The sequence below is a fragment of the Pseudomonas sp. B13(2017) genome, assembly GCF_002113245.1.
GTDB classification, from domain to species: domain Bacteria; phylum Pseudomonadota; class Gammaproteobacteria; order Pseudomonadales; family Pseudomonadaceae; genus Aquipseudomonas; species Aquipseudomonas putida_Z.
The window spans coordinates 205,918-222,163 of sequence record NZ_NEJX01000004.1; the positions used below are offsets into that span (position 1 = coordinate 205,918).

Annotated in this window: 13 protein-coding genes; 8 read left to right on the forward strand and 5 right to left on the reverse strand. The window is 61.1% G+C overall.

Going from position 1 to position 16,246, the window contains the following annotated elements:
• Positions 1–7: 7 nt before the first annotated feature.
• The 5 genes from CAG44_RS08095 to CAG44_RS08115 form a co-directional block, all read right to left on the reverse strand.
• Positions 8–1,654 (reverse strand): DUF1302 domain-containing protein, encoded by a 1,647-nt coding sequence (locus CAG44_RS08095; protein WP_371858536.1) that lies wholly within the window; start codon positions 1,652–1,654, stop codon positions 8–10.
• 24 nt (positions 1,655–1,678) lie between these two features.
• Positions 1,679–3,067, reverse strand: coding sequence for a DUF1329 domain-containing protein (locus CAG44_RS08100; RefSeq protein ID WP_371858537.1), 1,389 nt, complete (start codon positions 3,065–3,067; stop codon positions 1,679–1,681).
• A gap of 505 nt (positions 3,068–3,572) precedes the next feature.
• On the reverse strand, positions 3,573–4,220 hold the full coding sequence (locus CAG44_RS08105; protein WP_139832738.1) for a hypothetical protein: 648 nt from the start codon (positions 4,218–4,220) through the stop codon (positions 3,573–3,575).
• 177 nt (positions 4,221–4,397) lie between these two features.
• Positions 4,398–4,613: a hypothetical protein gene (locus tag CAG44_RS08110; RefSeq protein ID WP_054905267.1), complete on the reverse strand. Its 216-nt coding sequence runs from the start codon at positions 4,611–4,613 to the stop codon at positions 4,398–4,400.
• A 71-nt stretch (positions 4,614–4,684) separates the two neighbouring features.
• Entirely contained in the window at positions 4,685–5,572 is an 888-nt protein-coding gene (locus tag CAG44_RS08115; protein ID WP_085663920.1) for a phytanoyl-CoA dioxygenase family protein, read from the reverse strand.
• Positions 5,573–5,960: 388 nt separating this feature from the next.
• Here CAG44_RS08115 and CAG44_RS08120 point away from each other — a divergent pair, with 388 nt between their 5' ends.
• From CAG44_RS08120 to CAG44_RS08155, 8 genes are all read left to right on the forward strand, one after another.
• Positions 5,961–6,539 (forward strand): TetR/AcrR family transcriptional regulator, encoded by a 579-nt coding sequence (locus tag CAG44_RS08120; protein WP_085663858.1) that lies wholly within the window; start codon positions 5,961–5,963, stop codon positions 6,537–6,539.
• 302 nt (positions 6,540–6,841) lie between these two features.
• A complete protein-coding gene (locus CAG44_RS08125) occupies positions 6,842–8,368 on the forward strand; it encodes an NAD(P)/FAD-dependent oxidoreductase (protein ID WP_085663859.1) in 1,527 nt (508 codons plus the stop codon).
• Positions 8,365–9,240 carry an alpha/beta fold hydrolase gene (locus CAG44_RS08130; protein WP_085663860.1) on the forward strand — a complete coding sequence of 292 codons (876 nt, stop codon included), beginning with the start codon at positions 8,365–8,367 and terminating at the stop codon, positions 9,238–9,240. Before CAG44_RS08125 ends, CAG44_RS08130 begins: the two co-directional genes overlap by 4 nt.
• A 219-nt stretch (positions 9,241–9,459) precedes the next feature.
• Positions 9,460–10,617 carry an iron-containing alcohol dehydrogenase gene (locus CAG44_RS08135; RefSeq protein WP_085663861.1) on the forward strand — a complete coding sequence of 386 codons (1,158 nt, stop codon included), beginning with the start codon at positions 9,460–9,462 and terminating at the stop codon, positions 10,615–10,617.
• 12 nt (positions 10,618–10,629) lie between these two features.
• Positions 10,630–11,961: an APC family permease gene (locus CAG44_RS08140; RefSeq protein ID WP_085663862.1), complete on the forward strand. Its 1,332-nt coding sequence runs from the start codon at positions 10,630–10,632 to the stop codon at positions 11,959–11,961.
• A gap of 79 nt (positions 11,962–12,040) precedes the next feature.
• Positions 12,041–13,465 (forward strand): gamma-aminobutyraldehyde dehydrogenase, encoded by a 1,425-nt coding sequence (locus tag CAG44_RS08145; RefSeq protein ID WP_085663863.1) that lies wholly within the window; start codon positions 12,041–12,043, stop codon positions 13,463–13,465.
• Between the two features lie 46 nt (positions 13,466–13,511).
• A complete protein-coding gene (locus tag CAG44_RS08150) occupies positions 13,512–14,765 on the forward strand; it encodes a diaminobutyrate--2-oxoglutarate transaminase (protein WP_085663864.1) in 1,254 nt (417 codons plus the stop codon).
• 94 nt (positions 14,766–14,859) lie between these two features.
• On the forward strand, positions 14,860–16,239 hold the full coding sequence (locus CAG44_RS08155) for an aspartate aminotransferase family protein (RefSeq protein ID WP_085691874.1): 1,380 nt from the start codon (positions 14,860–14,862) through the stop codon (positions 16,237–16,239).
• Positions 16,240–16,246 lie beyond the last annotated feature (7 nt).

The following is a 16,246-nucleotide window of genomic DNA, read 5'->3' on the forward strand; positions in this document are numbered from 1 at the left end:
GCGGGCCTCACAAGGTGCGGGAAATCGCAACGCCGACATAGTCGCGGTCACGATAAAGCTGGTCGTAGGGCGTGTCGCCGCCCATGAACTTTGCGTAGTTGAGGGAGATCTGCCAACTGGCCGGGTTTCGCACGAAGTTCAGATACAGGTTCATGCTGCTCGCGTCCTCGGTGAAGGTCGCACTCAGGTTCGGCGTCCTGCCCCCTAGCGAGCGCGAATAGAATACACCTGGCGTGACCTGCCAGCCCGGCAGCAAGGTGCCGTCATAGGTCAGGCTGAAGTCCAGGTTGATGCCAGAGGACGTCTTGTCGCCACGGGGCTTGGGCGCTGTCGCAGGGTCCAACTGCCAGGTATTGAGCCCCGCAGCGAGTGGCTCGCCATTGACCTCGTCATGCAGCCCTGGGTATTTGATGACCACAAGCTCGGACAACAAGGTGCCCGTGCTGGCTCCGGTGAAGTCGAGCAGCGTCGGGGAGTTGGAAGGCGTGAAGCTGTACAGGCCGGTGAGGTGCCACTGGAACTTCTTTTCGTCCTTCCAGCATTTGCCGCCATTGCTGGAGCACAGGTCGATGACCGGGTTGAGCATGACCGAGTCCTTCGGCCGGTACGAAAGCTCCGTACCGACGGCCCAGTCACCGATCGGCATGTTGGCACTGATGCCATACATCATTCGGTCTTCCTGGTATTCCCAGGTGGGGGCAGCGGCGAAGGTGTCCGGGTCAAGAATGGCGACGCGCAATGACGGCAACTTGTCGTGATAACGCATCACGTAGAAGCCGTAGTTTATGTCGCTGTCCTCCGGTTGCCAGCGCAGCGAAAGGCCCCACTGGCCGCTGTCGCGGGCGTCCTTCTCGGAGAACCCGTAGTCCCCCCTGCCCTCGCCCAGCGCGTTGTTGGTGGACCAGTAGCTGCCCACCGGCGGCAACTCGCTCTTGTTCCAGCGGAACTGATAGTAGGCCTCGACGTTAACACCCGAGCCAAGGCCCGAAGCGACACTGAGCATCGGCGCGGGCAGCACGGCCTCCTTGAGCTGCACGCCGGGGCGCGCCAAGGCCTGGTAGTCGTAGGCGTTGGTGTTGTTGATGCCACCGGCCACGAACAGGCTTTCGCCCCAGTTGATCACCTGGTTGCCCAGGCGCGCACGGACCCGCTGCCCGCCCATGTCGAAGCCTTTGCTCACCCACAGGTCCAGCAGGCGAGCCTTGAAGGCGAGGTCGTCGCGGGCGTCGTCACTCAGCCCGTTGCTGCCGACGCTCTCTGGGGTGTTGAACGACAGCGTGCCGGTGGTATCGGTGGCAGCGAAGTCGCGGATCCAGGTCCCGCGCGCCATGAAGGTGAATTCCTCGGGCATCTTCAGCAACAGCTCATGGGTACCCTTGAGGTAGTTGGTGAACATGTCGCCGCGGTCGTAGTTCAGGTCGCCCTGGTCCGCCACGCCGGAACTCTGCGCCAGGCAGCCGGAGGGCACGTTGTGCCCGGTCGGCCCCTGGTTGATCAGGTTGCAGGCCCGTGACTCGGTACGCAGGCCCATGCCTGCGGTGATCGTGGAGTCGAAGGAGCCATTGAGGGTTTCGGTTTCAAATGTGAACCCCATTGCCAGTGGGGTTGCGCACACGATGACAAGGCCTGATGCTTTCGTAATTATTTTTTTCATGTGGGCTCTCGATCTGGCGTCGGTTTAGCGCTCGCTGATGGCTCGCAGGTTGTCGGAGGTGAAGAAGTCGCGTTTCAGGCGAGGGTTGCCACTGTCTTCGGTGAGCCAGCGAATATCGTTCTTGCCCGCGCCGATCGAGGTCATGTCGAACAGGTAACGATGATCGGCGAGGTTGTACTGGACCTGGGCCTGCACGTCGCACGCGCCGATCTCGTAGACGGGGATCGAGAACCCTTCACGCACCTTCCAAATCTGCCCTTGCTTGTCATAGTCAACGGCCAGCAACGGGTTCCAGCTGTCCTCGTCGATGTAGAACAGGCGCTTGGGTGCCTGGTGGCGCATGCCCTGGCGAACATTGGCCTCGACGACCCAGACACGATGCAGTTCGTAGCGGCGCGACTGTGGCGCGATGGAATCGTCGCCAGCGAAGCTTTCCACCTTGGCTGCGGTGTCATAGGCGCCAAAGGCGTTGTACGGCACCAGCAGCTCCTGCTTGCCGATCAGTTTCCAATCGAAGCGGTCCATGGCTCCGAAGAACACGTTCGCCTCATCGACGGTGTACTGGTTGTCCAGCCCGATCTGCGGAGCGTCGTAGGAATACGATGGCATGCGCCTCACCCGACGCTGGCCGGGGAAATAGTAGAAGGTGCTGGCCTGCTCGCCTGCTACAGTCGTCTGCACACCAGCCTGGCCGGCCAGCGCCGCTGGCTCCCGGTAACTGGAGAACGTGGCGTTTTCCAAGCGGCCAATGGACGAAAAAAGTGCACTGCCTTTCTTTCCCCAGGGCGTAAAGAAAAAGGTGTCTGACGACTGGCGTAACCACTCCCCGCCCTTGCGCGGTGAAATGCCTGAAATGCTTTTGGGAATTTCGACACCAAGGCCGCGATAGCGCATCTTCATGTTCCACATCACCTCTGCGCCGGTACTGGGCAGAGGGAACGGGATGCCTGGCACATGGGCGTCCTCGAGGGCAACCCCTGTGGAGTCGAGCTTGGCGAAGCCAATGTTCTGCCGCGTGTTATCCGCCACGAAGTCCGGTACGCCACAGGTGCGGCGGGTCGGGTAGACGTCCATGCGATAGCCCGGAATCTTCTTGAACAGTTCGAGCTGGCCGGGGGACAGCTTGCTCGTATACTGCGTCACGCTGTTCGAGTCGATGCTGTAGAGGGGTTTGTCATCCTTGAACTTCCAGTGGTCCCCCCGCACCTGGCCATAGCTCCAGCCCCCCCCTTGCGGCCCCGGAGCAGTCCAGGCCGGAATATCCCCGCTTGAACTAGCGGCCACCTCACCGCCCAGTGGCGTCAGCTTCGAACCCAGCTCCCCCGCCCCCTGGGGTGCGGCCTGTACCGAGCACATCGCGGTCGATACCGCGAGGGTAACCAGCAGATGCCTGAAAATACAGCGGGCGGACATGTCGTCTTTCTGCCCTGTAGATACTTCTTTCATTGGAGGCTCCTCGAACAAAGGGCCTGGACCGGCTACCCGACCATCCACACGGAAATGGGCACCTATCGCAGGCTGATCATTTGACATGATCAATTGACCATGTCAAATGATCAGAAAGCAATCCATATGCCAGAAGTCTCGTGGAATGATTAAGTTAGATAAATCAGGTGTTTAGTCGACAGTGGCGATCTATGTTCATCAGATGCCTGCACCTTAATGGGAAGTAAAGAAACATGTGTTACCAGCGCATGCCCAACCATGATGCATTGCTAGTTATACTTACCCATCGCAAGCTGCCGTTTACTTTGAGCAAGCCTTAAATATTTCCATTGAAAACCCAATCATGGAAATGAATCAATTACCCATAAAAAAACCGCCCCTGGAGGCGGTAAAGAAGCGGGCCTATGGCCCGACATGGAGTTACTTCGAATCAAGAAATTGGCGGCATAACGGCGCACCTGCGCCGCTCAATTCAACGAGCATTGAGTAACGCCTCACCTGGGGCACTTCTAGAACGCTGAAGTGCACCATAGGCATAGAACGATTGCACAATCGAGTACGACCAAGTCAAGAAAGCAAAGGTCATGAATACCATCTTTGAGTCGTCACCCGGAATCGGAAAGAAGTCATACCGGAATGCTATCGTTAGCCCCGCCACACCGCCCAAGGTGGTAGCCAGCGCATGCAGAAGCTCTCTGGCACAAACCAGTCGCCAAATGAAATAGGCCAGGTACGCTGTGTACGCCAGCCACATCACCATATAAAAATAAGGCAGGAACTGCTTGAATGAACTCGACATGAAGTAAATGGCTGCAACCGTAAAGCCAGCCAGGAACAACACAATGTCATTCACCGGGGACGGTTTGTAATCGTGCGTTACCGCCATCAAGCCAAGCGTTGCAATAACAGGAATTCCAACGCCCCGGGAAAAAGCATCGAGGAATATGGCAACGTTATAATTTTCCAGCCAGCCCGTAACGAGGAAGATCGCGAAATTCGTCGCGGATATCCCGACAATCAAAAACTCTCCGCCGAGCAGATAATTTCTTCGCCCGAGGAATGCCGCCCCATAATACAGACCACAGATGATTAGCAATATACATGAGCCCAGGATACTCACTTCTATCAGTTCCACGAGAACAGCCTCTCTCAATCTGAGGATCGACATCACACTGCACGTCGAAATCGGCAGCCAATCGGACGACTATTGCAAACCCGATCAGCGGGGAAATACGGGCTGAATTATTTGACCTGCACCGGCAACTAAAGTTATACGAGCAGGTCAGCATGGCCGTGATTAGTCGACCAGAGACCTCAGGTCGCTGTCGATTTTATTCAGCGTTTCCTGAGAAATAAACCCGCCAGAATATTTCGCCGCCGTCACTAAGGCAAAGCCACGGGCCATGCCAATTTGTGGGTGTTTACCGATACCGGGCAGGTGCTTTTCAAGGATCTGGCTCGTAGTGCTGTTATCCAGCAGCTCGCCAACTTTCGAGTCGATTGAGAACGCCATGGTGTCATCTCCTTGGTTGCGCCCAAAAGGGCAGAAATTCAATACGCAGCAGGCTGTGCAAACTCAGGGGCTCAGAAGCCTTTTCCCGCCTCGGAAAACGCAGGCATGCCCAAGAGCTCTTGTGGGTCTCGCATCTGGCCATCAATTTCCACCCAGCCCAGCAGCGTGGAGCTCACACTCCAGCCCAGCAGGCGTTGCATTTCTGCGGGGAGCTGGCGAACCCGTTCAATGGGAATGGAAAGGAAGTGATTTTCTTCGAGGCGCAGGATGGCCAAGTCGTAGGCCATGGTCAGACCAGTACGAGGAGACGCTGTGGTATTGGCGCCACCGCCGTGATAGACCGACCCCAGCCACAACAGCGCAGAGCCTGCTTTCATCTCGGCGGCGATGGTTTCTTCCTGGGTCGGCCCGCGCTCGTCATCCCATTGATGACTGCCTGGAATAACGCGCGTGGCACCGTTCTCTTCGGTGAAGTCCGAGATGGCCAGCATGATCTGCAGGCGGGCCTCGCGCCCGAACTGGGGATGTCGCCACAGCGAGGTGGCATCGTCGCGGTGCAGGGGCTGGAGGCCTTGGCCCGGGCCGATCTGAATGGCCTGGGTAATGCTGAGTTGAATGTCAGGTGCCATCTCGATGCGGTCGCTGCCCACCCAGACATGGGTCGGTGTCTGCAAGATCTGCCTGGCCGCGCCGATGAACAACGGGTTTAGTGCCACCTCCACCGCTGTATCGCTTCGCCCGATGATACGACCGATACGACGGGTCTGCATGCCTGCGAAATAGGGGTCTTCTCCGCAGGGCGTGACATTCAAGTAGGTGTCCAGCTCTTCGGTGAGGCACTTGAGCGTCTCTGGCGAGACGAAATTAGCAATGATGACCCCGCCGTCACGCCGAATGATTTCCACCACTTGTTCCACCGACGCATCACTGCTGACCGTCGAGAGTTTTTGTGTATCCATCTGCCTTCTACCTGTCCGGTTTTTCATTGTTCTATCCAGCGAGCCCAGGCAACCGCCTCGTCCCACCGGCGCAACCACCACAGCAACCTTTTATGCCGCTGCCGAAGCCCGTAATGATCTGCTCGGCATTGCCATGATTATTGAATATAGTCATTTGATCAAGTCATTTGATCTGGTTTTTTTACAACCTCGCCACTGCCCCGGCCTCGGTGAGGTACGGCAGTCAGCATCTGCCTCTGGGCAATGGCCACATACCGACGGCAAGACCGCAGACGGAAAGGGTTGCATCGACTCATCTCATGGATTGGGCCATGACTTTGCGATAGCATTCGTCACCGCCGACGCCGGACCCGGCGGTTGGCGCAAGGCCAAAAGGGGAGAACGCTGAATGGCTCGGATAGGCGCGGAAGAACGCAGACAGGATTTCATTGAAGCGACCATCAAGGTGATCGCAGAACACGGCATAGCCAACGCCACGACGCGGCGCATTGCTGCAGCGGCAGATTCGCCGCTGGCCTCGCTGCATTACGTTTTTCACACCAAGGAAGACTTGTTCTATGCGGTCTACGAGTCCTTGATCAACATGCCGCAGCAATCGCTGCAGGCTCCGGCAAACGCTCTCCCCGCCGAATCGGTAGGGGAAATGCTGCGCCAGTTGGTCAAGTGGTTCATCGCACACCCCGAACGGGCCATAACCCAGTTCGAGCTGTTCTTCTGGAACCTGCGCAATGACCCGGAAATGGCAGCGAAGATCTATACCGTTTCCATCGAAGCCACCCGACAGGCCATCCAGAAGGCGACCGGCGATGCGCTGGATCAGGCCGCACTCACCACAGTCAGTCGGCTGCTCATCAACCTTTTCGATGGTTTGCTTCTCTCCTGGACTGCCCACGGCAACCTCGAACGCCTGGAGGCTGAGACAGAAACGGCTTGCCAGGCGGTTAAGCTGCTGGTGGCCAGCTACTGAGACGTCATTCAGATTGCCGTGGTCCGGTGTGACACGGCAATCCGGTATCCATAGGGTCTGACAGACAAACGGACTGTCGCCTCTTCCCACCCAAACCCACATACCGCCCTGTCATAACGACGCCAAAACCTGGAGTCGTCCGACGCGTAATAACCCCTACCCCAATCCCACCAGGTTCAAATCGTCCCAAAAAAATAGCTTCTCGGTGCATTTTGCACCTTGCCCCAGGTAATCTGTCGCCTCATCATGGTCAAATGATCAAGTCAAAAGATCAGTCCTAAAAAACAGTAATGGGAAGCCCTATGTCCTCGCACACTGCTCTTCCGGTTGAGCCACTCGATATATTGATCATGGGAGCCGGTGTGTCTGGCATCGGCGCGGCGGCCTATTTGCGACGCCATCAGCCTCACAAGACCTTCACGATTCTCGAGTCTCGTGAGCGAATGGGCGGCACCTGGGACCTGTTCCGCTATCCCGGCATCCGCTCGGACTCCGACCTGTACACCTTCGGCTTCGACTTCAAGCCCTGGACCAAGGCGAAATCCCTGGCGGACGCCGCAGACATTCTCGAGTACCTGCGTGAAGCGATCGACGAGCATGAGCTGGAGTCCTTGATCCAGTACAAGCAGAAAGTCATCTCGGCGAACTGGCAAACGGACAAGGGCTTGTGGGCGGTGCGGGTGGAGGACGGTCACCTGGGGCAGGCCCGCACAATCGAATGTCGCTGGCTGTTCAGCGCGGGCGGCTATTACAGGTACGACCAAGGATTCAGCCCCCGCTTCGAGGGAGCCGAACAGTTCAAGGGGCAGATCGTTCATCCGCAACACTGGCCAGAGAACCTGGATTACACGGGCAAACGTGTCGTAGTGATCGGCAGCGGCGCGACGGCAGTGACCCTGATTCCGGCGATGGCGGACAAAGTTGCCAGCATCACCATGCTGCAGCGTACGCCCTCCTACATCATCAACCAACCAGCCAATGATGCGATTGCGGCGTTTCTGCGCAAGGTCCTGCCCGAGCAAACCGCTTACTCTCTGACACGCTACAAGAACGCCAGGATCACCCTGGCCTTCTGGGCCTTCTGCCAGCGCTTCCCCAAGCTTTCCCGCAAACTGCTGCTGTGGCTGACGCGCAAGGAGCTGCCGAAAGGCTACCCGGTCGACGTCCATTTCAATCCGCCCTACAACCCTTGGGACCAGCGCTTGTGCACGGTACCTGAAGGCGATCTGTTCAAGGCGATCAGCGCGGGTAAGGCCGACATCGTCACCGACCATATCGAGCGGTTCACCGAATCCGGCCTGTTGCTGAAATCCGGCAAGGCGTTGGAAGCTGACATCGTAATTACCGCCACGGGGCTGAATGTGCAGATGTTCGGGGGGATCAGTCTGTACAAGGACGATAAGCCAGTGGTGCTGAGCGACACTCTCGCCTACAAAGGAACTATGCTATCCGGTGTACCCAACTTCGCGTTCGCGGTGGGCTACACCAACTCCTCCTGGACCCTGAAAGTGTGCCTGCTGTGCGATCACTTCTGTCGCCTGCTGGGTTTCATGGACAACCACGGCTACAACGTTTGCGAACCCCGGGCGCCAGACGGGATCCAGACCCGCCCTCTGCTGGATTTCGGTGCCGGTTATGTGCAACGCGCCTTGGACAGCATTCCGCGCCAAGGGCCAAGCGAGCCCTGGGTGATGTCGATGGACTACTTCCGCGATACCAAACTCCTGCGCCGCGGCGCTGTGGCTGACAAGTGCCTGGCGTTCTCCTCCGTACCCAGCACGCCCCTGCGCGCGAACGTCGAGCTGCAACAACAGGGTAGCCGCGGATGAGCCCCGATCGCTTCTGCGAACTGCCTGGCGAGCGCCCCCTTTGCTATCGCAGCCACGGGTCCGAAACAGCGCCAGCGGTGATGCTCATCGTCGGCCTGGGGCTGCAATTGACCTACTGGCCGCAACCGATCATCGCCGGCCTGGTCGAGCGGGGGTTTCGGGTCATCACGCTGGACAACCGCGACTCGGGCCGGTCGTTCTTCACCGACGTAGTGCCTCCCACGGCCATGCAGCAGTTCTTGCGCAAGCGCACCCCCGGCTATGACCTGGGTGACATGGCCAACGACGTGATCGGGCTCATGAACGGCCTGAACCTGGCAACGGCGCACGTGGTGGGCATGTCGATGGGCGGCATGATCGCCCAGACCCTCGCTGCCCGTTACCCCGAGCGTATCAGGACGCTCACCTCGATCTTCTCGACCACCGGATCGCTGCGCGTCGGCCAGCCGGCGTTGAAATCCATTCGGCAGCTGCTGCGCCGCCCGCCGCGCAGCGAGCAGGAAAGCGTTCGCGACTACCTGGACATCATGCGCCTGATCGGCTCGACCCTGGAGTGGAATGAGCCCGCCTTCCGTGACTATGCCCTGTTGGCCTGGGAGCGAGGCGGTGGCGAGGCCAGCAACATCTGCACGGCCAGGCAGATCGGCGCGATCATCAATTCCGGCGACCGCACCCAGGAACTGCAACGGATTCGTTGCCGCACCCTGGTCATCCATGGCGATGAAGATCTCATGGTCGCGCCCAGCGGCGGGTACGCCACAGCCGCAGCTATCCGTGGTTCCAGCCTGGTGCTGCTGCCCGGGATGGGGCACGACTTCCCGCCTTGCCTGTCCGGCACGCTGCTGTCCCTGCTGGCAGGACACATGCTGTAGCGCGATCACCCTTTCAGGGGCGTGCAGCTTGGCCGCCCCTCTTTTTCCCCCCGAAGGAGGCCTTTGACCACAGCTTCAAGCAAAACCCACAACAACAAAATGCTGGCTTGTGCGAATTGCCAGGCCACACATCACCCGCTCGAGCTGTTATCCACGGCCTGGCGCAAGTGCTCCTCTACTGCCCTTTCAACAATGACAACAATTGAGCAAGAGGTACGTATGGACTTCAAGTTTTTACTCCCCAGCAAAGTCGTGATGGAACCTGGTCTGCGCGAGCGCACCGGTGAACACCTGCACTCACTTGGCCTGGCCCGCGTGCTCATCGTGACCGATCCTGGGGTCAAGGCGGCGGGCCTGCTGGACAGCGTCTACGCCAGCCTGGAGAAGGCAGGCATCGCCTTCGAGGAAGTGTCGGACATCAAGGCCAATCCGCGCAGCGAGGACGTCAATCAGATCGCGCAGCGATACCGCGGCAAAGGTATCGATGGCTTGCTAGCCATCGGCGGTGGCAGTGCCATGGATGCAGCCAAGGCCATCAGCGTGCTGCTCAGCCATGAGGGTCGGATCGAGGACTACGAAGGGTCGTTCACGCTCACCCATGCCATCCCGCCTATCGTTGCCATTCCGACCACGGCTGGCACCGGCAGCGAAGTAACCTGCTTCTCGGTGATCACCGACACCGCCCGTCATTACAAGATGAGCGTGCATGATTACCGACTCGGGCCAGTCCTGGCCTTGCTTGACTCTCATATCCTCGACACGCTGCCCGCGTCGATTGCCGCCGCAACCGGCATGGATGCCCTGACCCACGCCATCGAAGCCTACACCTGCCGCGTGTCGAACCCCATCAGCGACGGCCTGGCGCTGCATGCCATCCGCCTGATCAGCCAACACCTCAAGCCCGCCGTGCTGGAACCCGGCAACCTGCACGCCCGCGAGCAGATGCTGGTGGCCAGCCTGATCGCCGGCATGGCCTTCGGCAACGCGGACGTCGCCAGCGTGCACTGCATTTCCGAAGCCATCGGTGGCATGTACGACACGCCACACGGCATGGGCAACGCGATCTTCCTGCCCTTCGTGTTCGGCCATAACCGTGACGCCGACATCATCCGCCACGCGCAAGTCGCCTACGCGCTGGGTATCGACCCCAACCTTTCGCCGGCCGAGGCCGCCGAGGCCGCCGTCGGCTACCTGTTCCAGATGAGCAGGGACCTGGGCATCCCCCGCTTCGCCGAGGTGAAAGGCGTGCGCGAGGAAGACTTCCTGGCCATCGCTGAAAAGTCGAAGAAGAATTTCTCCGACGGCAGCAATGCCAAGGAAATGACCGTGGAAACCTACCGTGAAATCGTCGCCACCGCTTACCACTTCGTAGCGTGAGGGATGTCAGTCATGAGCGAATCACCCCCCAGCGCTTCGCTGAAGCGCACCCTGGGCCCGTTTTCGGTCCTGCTGTTCGGCCTGGCGTTCCTTGCCCCGTTGATCGTCTTCGGCACCTATGGCGTGATCTCGCAGGCCAGTGGCAACACCACGGCGATGGCCTACCTGATCGCAGCGACCGGCGTGGTGTTCACGGCGTTGAGCTATGGCCGGCTGGTCAGGGTGTTCCCGGTAGCCGGTTCGGCCTACACCTATACCCGCAAGATGCTGAGCGCGAACCTTGGCTTCATGGTGGGCTGGGCCGCCCTGCTGGATTACTTCTTCATTCCGATGCTGATCTGGCTGCTTGGCGCCAGCTACCTCAACATGGCCTTTCCAGAGGTGCCGCAGTGGGTGTGGATCACCGGGTTCATCGTGTCCACCTCGCTGCTGAATGTTTTGGGCATCCAGGTCGCCAACCGCTTCAACGTGCTGTTGATGGTCGCGCAACTGGCGATCATCGTCGTGTTCATCAGCCTGTGCGTGCATTACATCGTGGCAGTAAACGGCCCAGGCGGGCTGCTGTCGGCCAAGCCGTTCTTCAACCAGGACGTGCCCTTCGCCACCAGCATGGCCGGCGCCGCCATTGCCGCGTACTCGTTCCTTGGCTTTGACGCGCTGTCCACGCTCAGCGAGGAAACCCGCGACCCGGGTCGCACGCTGCCGCGTGCCATCCTGCTGGTCGCCTTGATCGGCGGCTCGGTCTATGTCGGCTCCTCGTACTTCATGTACCTGGCGCACCCCTCCCCCACCTTCGAGTTCGTGGATGGGGCCGCCTTCGAGATCGCCCGCATGATCGGCGGCGACCTGTTCTTCGCCGTGGTCCTGGCGGGGATCATCATCGCCCACTTCGCCGCGGGCATGTCGTTCCAGGCCAGCGTGGGCCGGCTGCTGTACGCCCTGGGCCGGGACAACCAACTGCCGCGCAAGCTGTTCGGGGCCTTGCACCCTCGCTACAAGACCCCGGTCTTCAACATCCTGCTCTGCGGCATTTTCGGCACCGCGGGCTTTGGCCTGACGATCGCCACCGCGACGTCGCTGGTCAACTTCGGCGCGTTTCTCGCCTTCACTGCCGTCAACCTCTGCGCGTTGCGGCTCACCTTCGACGCACAGGTCAAGGACGGCGCTGGCCTGCTGCGCGGCGTGCTCTTCCCTCTCATCGGCCTGGTCACGGCCGGCTGGATGCTGGCCAGCCTGGATAAAGACGCACTGATCATGGGCTGTATCTGGCTCGCCCTAGGCGCGGTTTACCTCGCCTGCCGGACCAGTTTCTTCCGCAACCCGGTGCCCGACGCGCTGGCGTAGCGGCCACCTTCCAATCGAATGCCCTGACGACAACCACAAGGCAAGGCCCTCGCCTTGCCGTTCAATGGCGAGAATCGACATGCAAACCAAACTCCTGATCAACGGTGCCCTGGTGGCCGGCGAAGGCGAAAACCTCGACGTGTACAACCCATCCCTGGGCAGCGTCCTGGTACAGACCACCGAAGCCAGCCGCGCCCAGGTCCATGCCGCGGTGCAAAGCGCCGATGCGGCCTTCGACGCCTGGTCGCAAACGCCGCCCAAGGACCGCGCGGCACTGCTGCTCAAGCTCGCGGACAGCATCGATGCCCAGGCGCCGGTGTTCGCCCGTCTGGAGGCGGACAACTGCGGCAAGCCGTTCACCGCCGTGCTGCAGGACGAACTGCCTGCCGTATCCGACGTGTTCCGCTTCTTTGCCGGCGCCGTGCGCTGCCTGCAGGGCTCGGCGGCGGGCGAGTACATCCCGGGGCACACCTCGATGATCCGCCGCGACCCGGTGGGCGTGGTCGCCTCCATCGCGCCGTGGAACTACCCCCTGCTGATGGCGGCCTGGAAACTGGGCCCGGCCTTGGCCGGCGGCAACACCGTCGTGCTCAAGCCGTCGGAACACACGCCGATGAGCACCTTGAAACTGGGCGAGTTGCTCGCCGACATCTTCCCCGCCGGCGTGGTCAATATCGTCCACGGCCGCGGCGCCTCGGTGGGTGAGCCGCTCACCAGCCACGCCCAGGTGCGCATGGTGTCGCTGACCGGCTCCGTGCGCACCGGCAGCCGCATCATCGAAGGCACCGCCGACAGCGTCAAACGCATGCACATGGAACTCGGTGGCAAGGCGCCGGTGTTGATCTTCGACGATGCCGACATCGACGCCGCCGTCGAAGGCATCCGCGCCTTCGGCTTCTACAACGCCGGCCAGGACTGCACCGCCGCCTGCCGCCTCTATGTGCAGAAGGCGGTGTACCCGGAGTTCGTGCGCAAGCTCGGCGAAGCCGTGTCCAGCATCAAGTGCGGGCTTCAGGATGACCCGGCGACCGAGATGGGCCCGCTGATCACCCAAGAGCACCTGGAACGTGTCGAGGGCTTCGTCAACCGTGCCAAGGAGCTGCCTCACATCGAGGTGGTCACCGGCGGCAAGCGCGCTGCGGGTGGCGGCTTCTTCTTCGAGCCGACGGTCCTGGCCGGCGCCACGCAGCAGGACGAGGTGGTGTGCCGTGAAATCTTCGGCCCGGTGGTGACGGTTTCGTCATTCGAAGACGAAGCCCAGGCACTGGCATGGGCCAATGAGTCGGACTACGGCCTGGCCTCGTCGGTGTGGACCGCCGATGTGGGTCGCGCCCATCGCCTGGCCGCTCGCCTGCAATACGGCTGCACCTGGGTCAACACCCATTTCATGCTGGTGAGCGAAATGCCCCATGGCGGCGTGAAGCTGTCCGGCTACGGCAAGGACCTGTCGATGTACGGGCTGGAAGACTACACGGTGGTTCGCCACGTGATGTTCAAGCACTGACCGCCCACCACCCCGATAGCCCAGATCATTTTTTCAAGAGGTTTGCATGAACAACATCGAGACGTTCGAAAGGCTCGAGTCCAACGTGCGGATGTACTGCCGTGACCTGCCACTGGTGTTCGATACCGCCCAAGGCAGCAAGATCCGAGGTGAAGATGGCCGCGAATACCTGGACTTCTTCGCTGGCGCCGGCGCCCTGAACTATGGCCACAACGACCCGCGCATGCGCGATGCCTTGATCGCGTACCTGTCGTCCAACGGCGTGACCCACGCCCTCGACCTGCACACCACCACCAAGCGCCAGTTCCTCGAGGCGATCGAGCGCGACCTGTTCAAGCCACGCGGCTGGGACTACAAGGTGCAGTTCACCGGCCCGACCGGTGCCGACGCCGTCGAGGCGGCGTTGAAGCTGGCGCGCAAGGCGACAGGGCGCACCAAGGTCGTCTCGTTCTACGGGGCTTACCACGGCATGACCGCCGGCGCCCTGGCCGTCACCGGCAACCGCACTCGCCGTGGCCCTGGGCTTTCCACCGACGTGGTGTTCGTGCCATACGAAGACAGCCCCTACGGCGAATTCGACAGCATTGGCTTCCTCGAGCGCCTGGCCAACGACCAGGGCAGCGGCTCGGAGCTGCCGGCCGCGGTGATCGTCGAGTCCGTGCAGATCCAGGCCGGCGTCTACCCGGCCTCCAACGCATGGCTGCAACGCTTGCGCAAGTGGACCAGCGATCATGGCGTGTTGCTCATCTGCGACGAGATCCAGGCCGGCTGTGGGCGCACCGGCGACTTCTTCGGCTTCGAGCGCTCCGGGGTGGTGCCAGACCTGATCACCTGCGCCAAATCGATCGGCGGCTTCGGCCTGCCGATGGCGATCGTATTGATTCGCGCCGGGCTGGATGTATGGCAACCGGGCGATCACATCGGCACCTTCCGCGGCAACCAGCTGGCGTTCCTGACGGCCCAGATCGCGTTCGGCTATTGGCGCGACGAGTCGTTCCTGAAGTTGCTGGCCACCAACTGCGCAGCCATGGAGCGCGCGGTGGCCGGTTTCGCGGAAATTCCAGGCGTCGCCTCCGCGCGCTGTCGCGGCATGATCGCCGGCATCGACTTCGGCCGCGGCAACGTCGCCTTCGCCAAGGATGCCCAGCAGCGTGTGCTGCAGGCGGGTGTGCTGGTCGACCGCTGCGGCCCGAACGGCGAAATCATCAAGCTGATGCCACCGGTGAACACCCCGACCGACCAGCTCGAAGAAGGCCTGAAAGCCTTCGGTGAATCGGTCGCGGCAGCGCTGAGCCAGTAACTGCAGGGCCTGTCGTGCGGCCCGTATCGATACAGGTGCCGTACGCAGGCTCATCGCATGCAGTGGACAACCACCGTGGCAGGAAATCACGTCAATGAGCAACGTCACTTCAACCGCCCAGAATGACCTGGCTTCATTCATCCACCCCAACACCAACCTGGCGCAGCACCAGGAAGTCGGGCCCTTCGTGATCGCCGGCGGCGATGGCGTGCGGGTCTTCGATGAGCAAGGCAACGCCTACATCGAGGCGATGTCGGGGCTGTGGAGCGTTGCCTTGGGCTTCAGTGAACAGCGCCTGGTCGACGCCGCCGTCGAACAGTTCAGGCAACTGCCCTACTACCACAGCTTCAGCCACAAGACCAATGCCCCGGCGGCAGCGCTCGCCGCCAAGCTGGCCGAGCTGGCGCCGGGCGACCTGAACCACGTGTTCTTCACCAACTCAGGCTCCGAAGCCAACGACTCGATGGTGAAGATGGTCTGGTACGTGAACAACGCGCTGGGCAAACCGCACAAGAAGACGTTCATCTCTCGCCAGCAGGCCTACCACGGCGCCACCGTCGCCGCCGGGAGCCTGACCGGCATCCCCTCGATTCATCGCGACTTCGACCTGCCGGCCATCCCGGTTCATCACCTGACGTGCCCGAACTTCTACCGGTTTGCCCGGCCTGGAGAAACGCAGGAAGCCTTTTCGGCCCGCCTGGCGAACGAACTGGAGCGCTACATCCTCGCGCAAGGGCCGGAAACCATTGCCGCCTTCATCGGCGAACCGGTGATCGCAGCGGGCGGCGTGATCCCTCCTCCCACCGGCTACTGGGCGGCGATCCAGGCCGTGTGCAAGCGCTACGACATCCTCGTGGTGATCGATGAGATCGTCACCGGTTTCGGCAGGCTGGGCACGATGTTCGGGGCTCAGCTGTACGACATCCAGCCCGACATCATGGTGCTCTCCAAGCAACTCACCTCGTCCTACCAGCCGCTGGCGGCCGTGGTGGTGTCCGATGCCATCAACGATGTGCTGGTGAGCCAGAGCCAGCGCCTGGGCGCATTCGCCCACGGCCTGACCTGCACGGGCCACCCTGTCGCCACCGCGGTTGCGCTGGAAAAAATCCGCATCATCGAAGAGCGCGACCTGGTTGGCCATGTGCAGCACCTGGCCCCTGTGTTCCAGCGCCACCTGCGCGCGTTCGAAGACCACCCGCTGGTGGGCAACGTCCGAGGCGTCGGGCTGATGGGCGGGATCGAACTGGTCGCGGACAAGGCCACCGGCCAACCGTTCGCCCAACCAGGTGCACTGGGTGGCTACGTGTTCAAACAGGCCCACAAGCACGGCCTGATCATTCGCGCCATCTACGACACGATCGCGTTCTGCCCGCCGTTGATCACCACGCAGGACGATACCGAAGCGATCTTCAGCGCCTTCGAGCGCACGTTGGCTGACGCGACGGGCTGGGCGCGATCGCAGAACCTGCTGTGAGCAAAAG

Bases quoted from the DNA above. Each gene is read 5' to 3' on its own strand.
- CAG44_RS08095 (WP_371858536.1), bottom strand. From the start codon at position 1,654: ATGAAAAAAATAATTACGAAAGCATCAGGCCTTGTCATCGTGTGCGCA.
- CAG44_RS08100 (WP_371858537.1), bottom strand. From the start codon at position 3,067: ATGTCCGCCCGCTGTATTTTCAGGCATCTGCTGGTTACCCTCGCGGTA.
- CAG44_RS08110 (WP_054905267.1), bottom strand. From the start codon at position 4,613: ATGGCGTTCTCAATCGACTCGAAAGTTGGCGAGCTGCTGGATAACAGC.
- CAG44_RS08115 (WP_085663920.1), bottom strand. From the start codon at position 5,572: ATGGATACACAAAAACTCTCGACGGTCAGCAGTGATGCGTCGGTGGAA.
- CAG44_RS08120 (WP_085663858.1), top strand. From the start codon at position 5,961: ATGGCTCGGATAGGCGCGGAAGAACGCAGACAGGATTTCATTGAAGCG.
- CAG44_RS08125 (WP_085663859.1), top strand. From the start codon at position 6,842: ATGTCCTCGCACACTGCTCTTCCGGTTGAGCCACTCGATATATTGATC.
- CAG44_RS08130 (WP_085663860.1), top strand. From the start codon at position 8,365: ATGAGCCCCGATCGCTTCTGCGAACTGCCTGGCGAGCGCCCCCTTTGC.
- CAG44_RS08135 (WP_085663861.1), top strand. From the start codon at position 9,460: ATGGACTTCAAGTTTTTACTCCCCAGCAAAGTCGTGATGGAACCTGGT.
- CAG44_RS08140 (WP_085663862.1), top strand. From the start codon at position 10,630: ATGAGCGAATCACCCCCCAGCGCTTCGCTGAAGCGCACCCTGGGCCCG.
- CAG44_RS08145 (WP_085663863.1), top strand. From the start codon at position 12,041: ATGCAAACCAAACTCCTGATCAACGGTGCCCTGGTGGCCGGCGAAGGC.
- CAG44_RS08150 (WP_085663864.1), top strand. From the start codon at position 13,512: ATGAACAACATCGAGACGTTCGAAAGGCTCGAGTCCAACGTGCGGATG.
- CAG44_RS08155 (WP_085691874.1), top strand. From the start codon at position 14,860: ATGAGCAACGTCACTTCAACCGCCCAGAATGACCTGGCTTCATTCATC.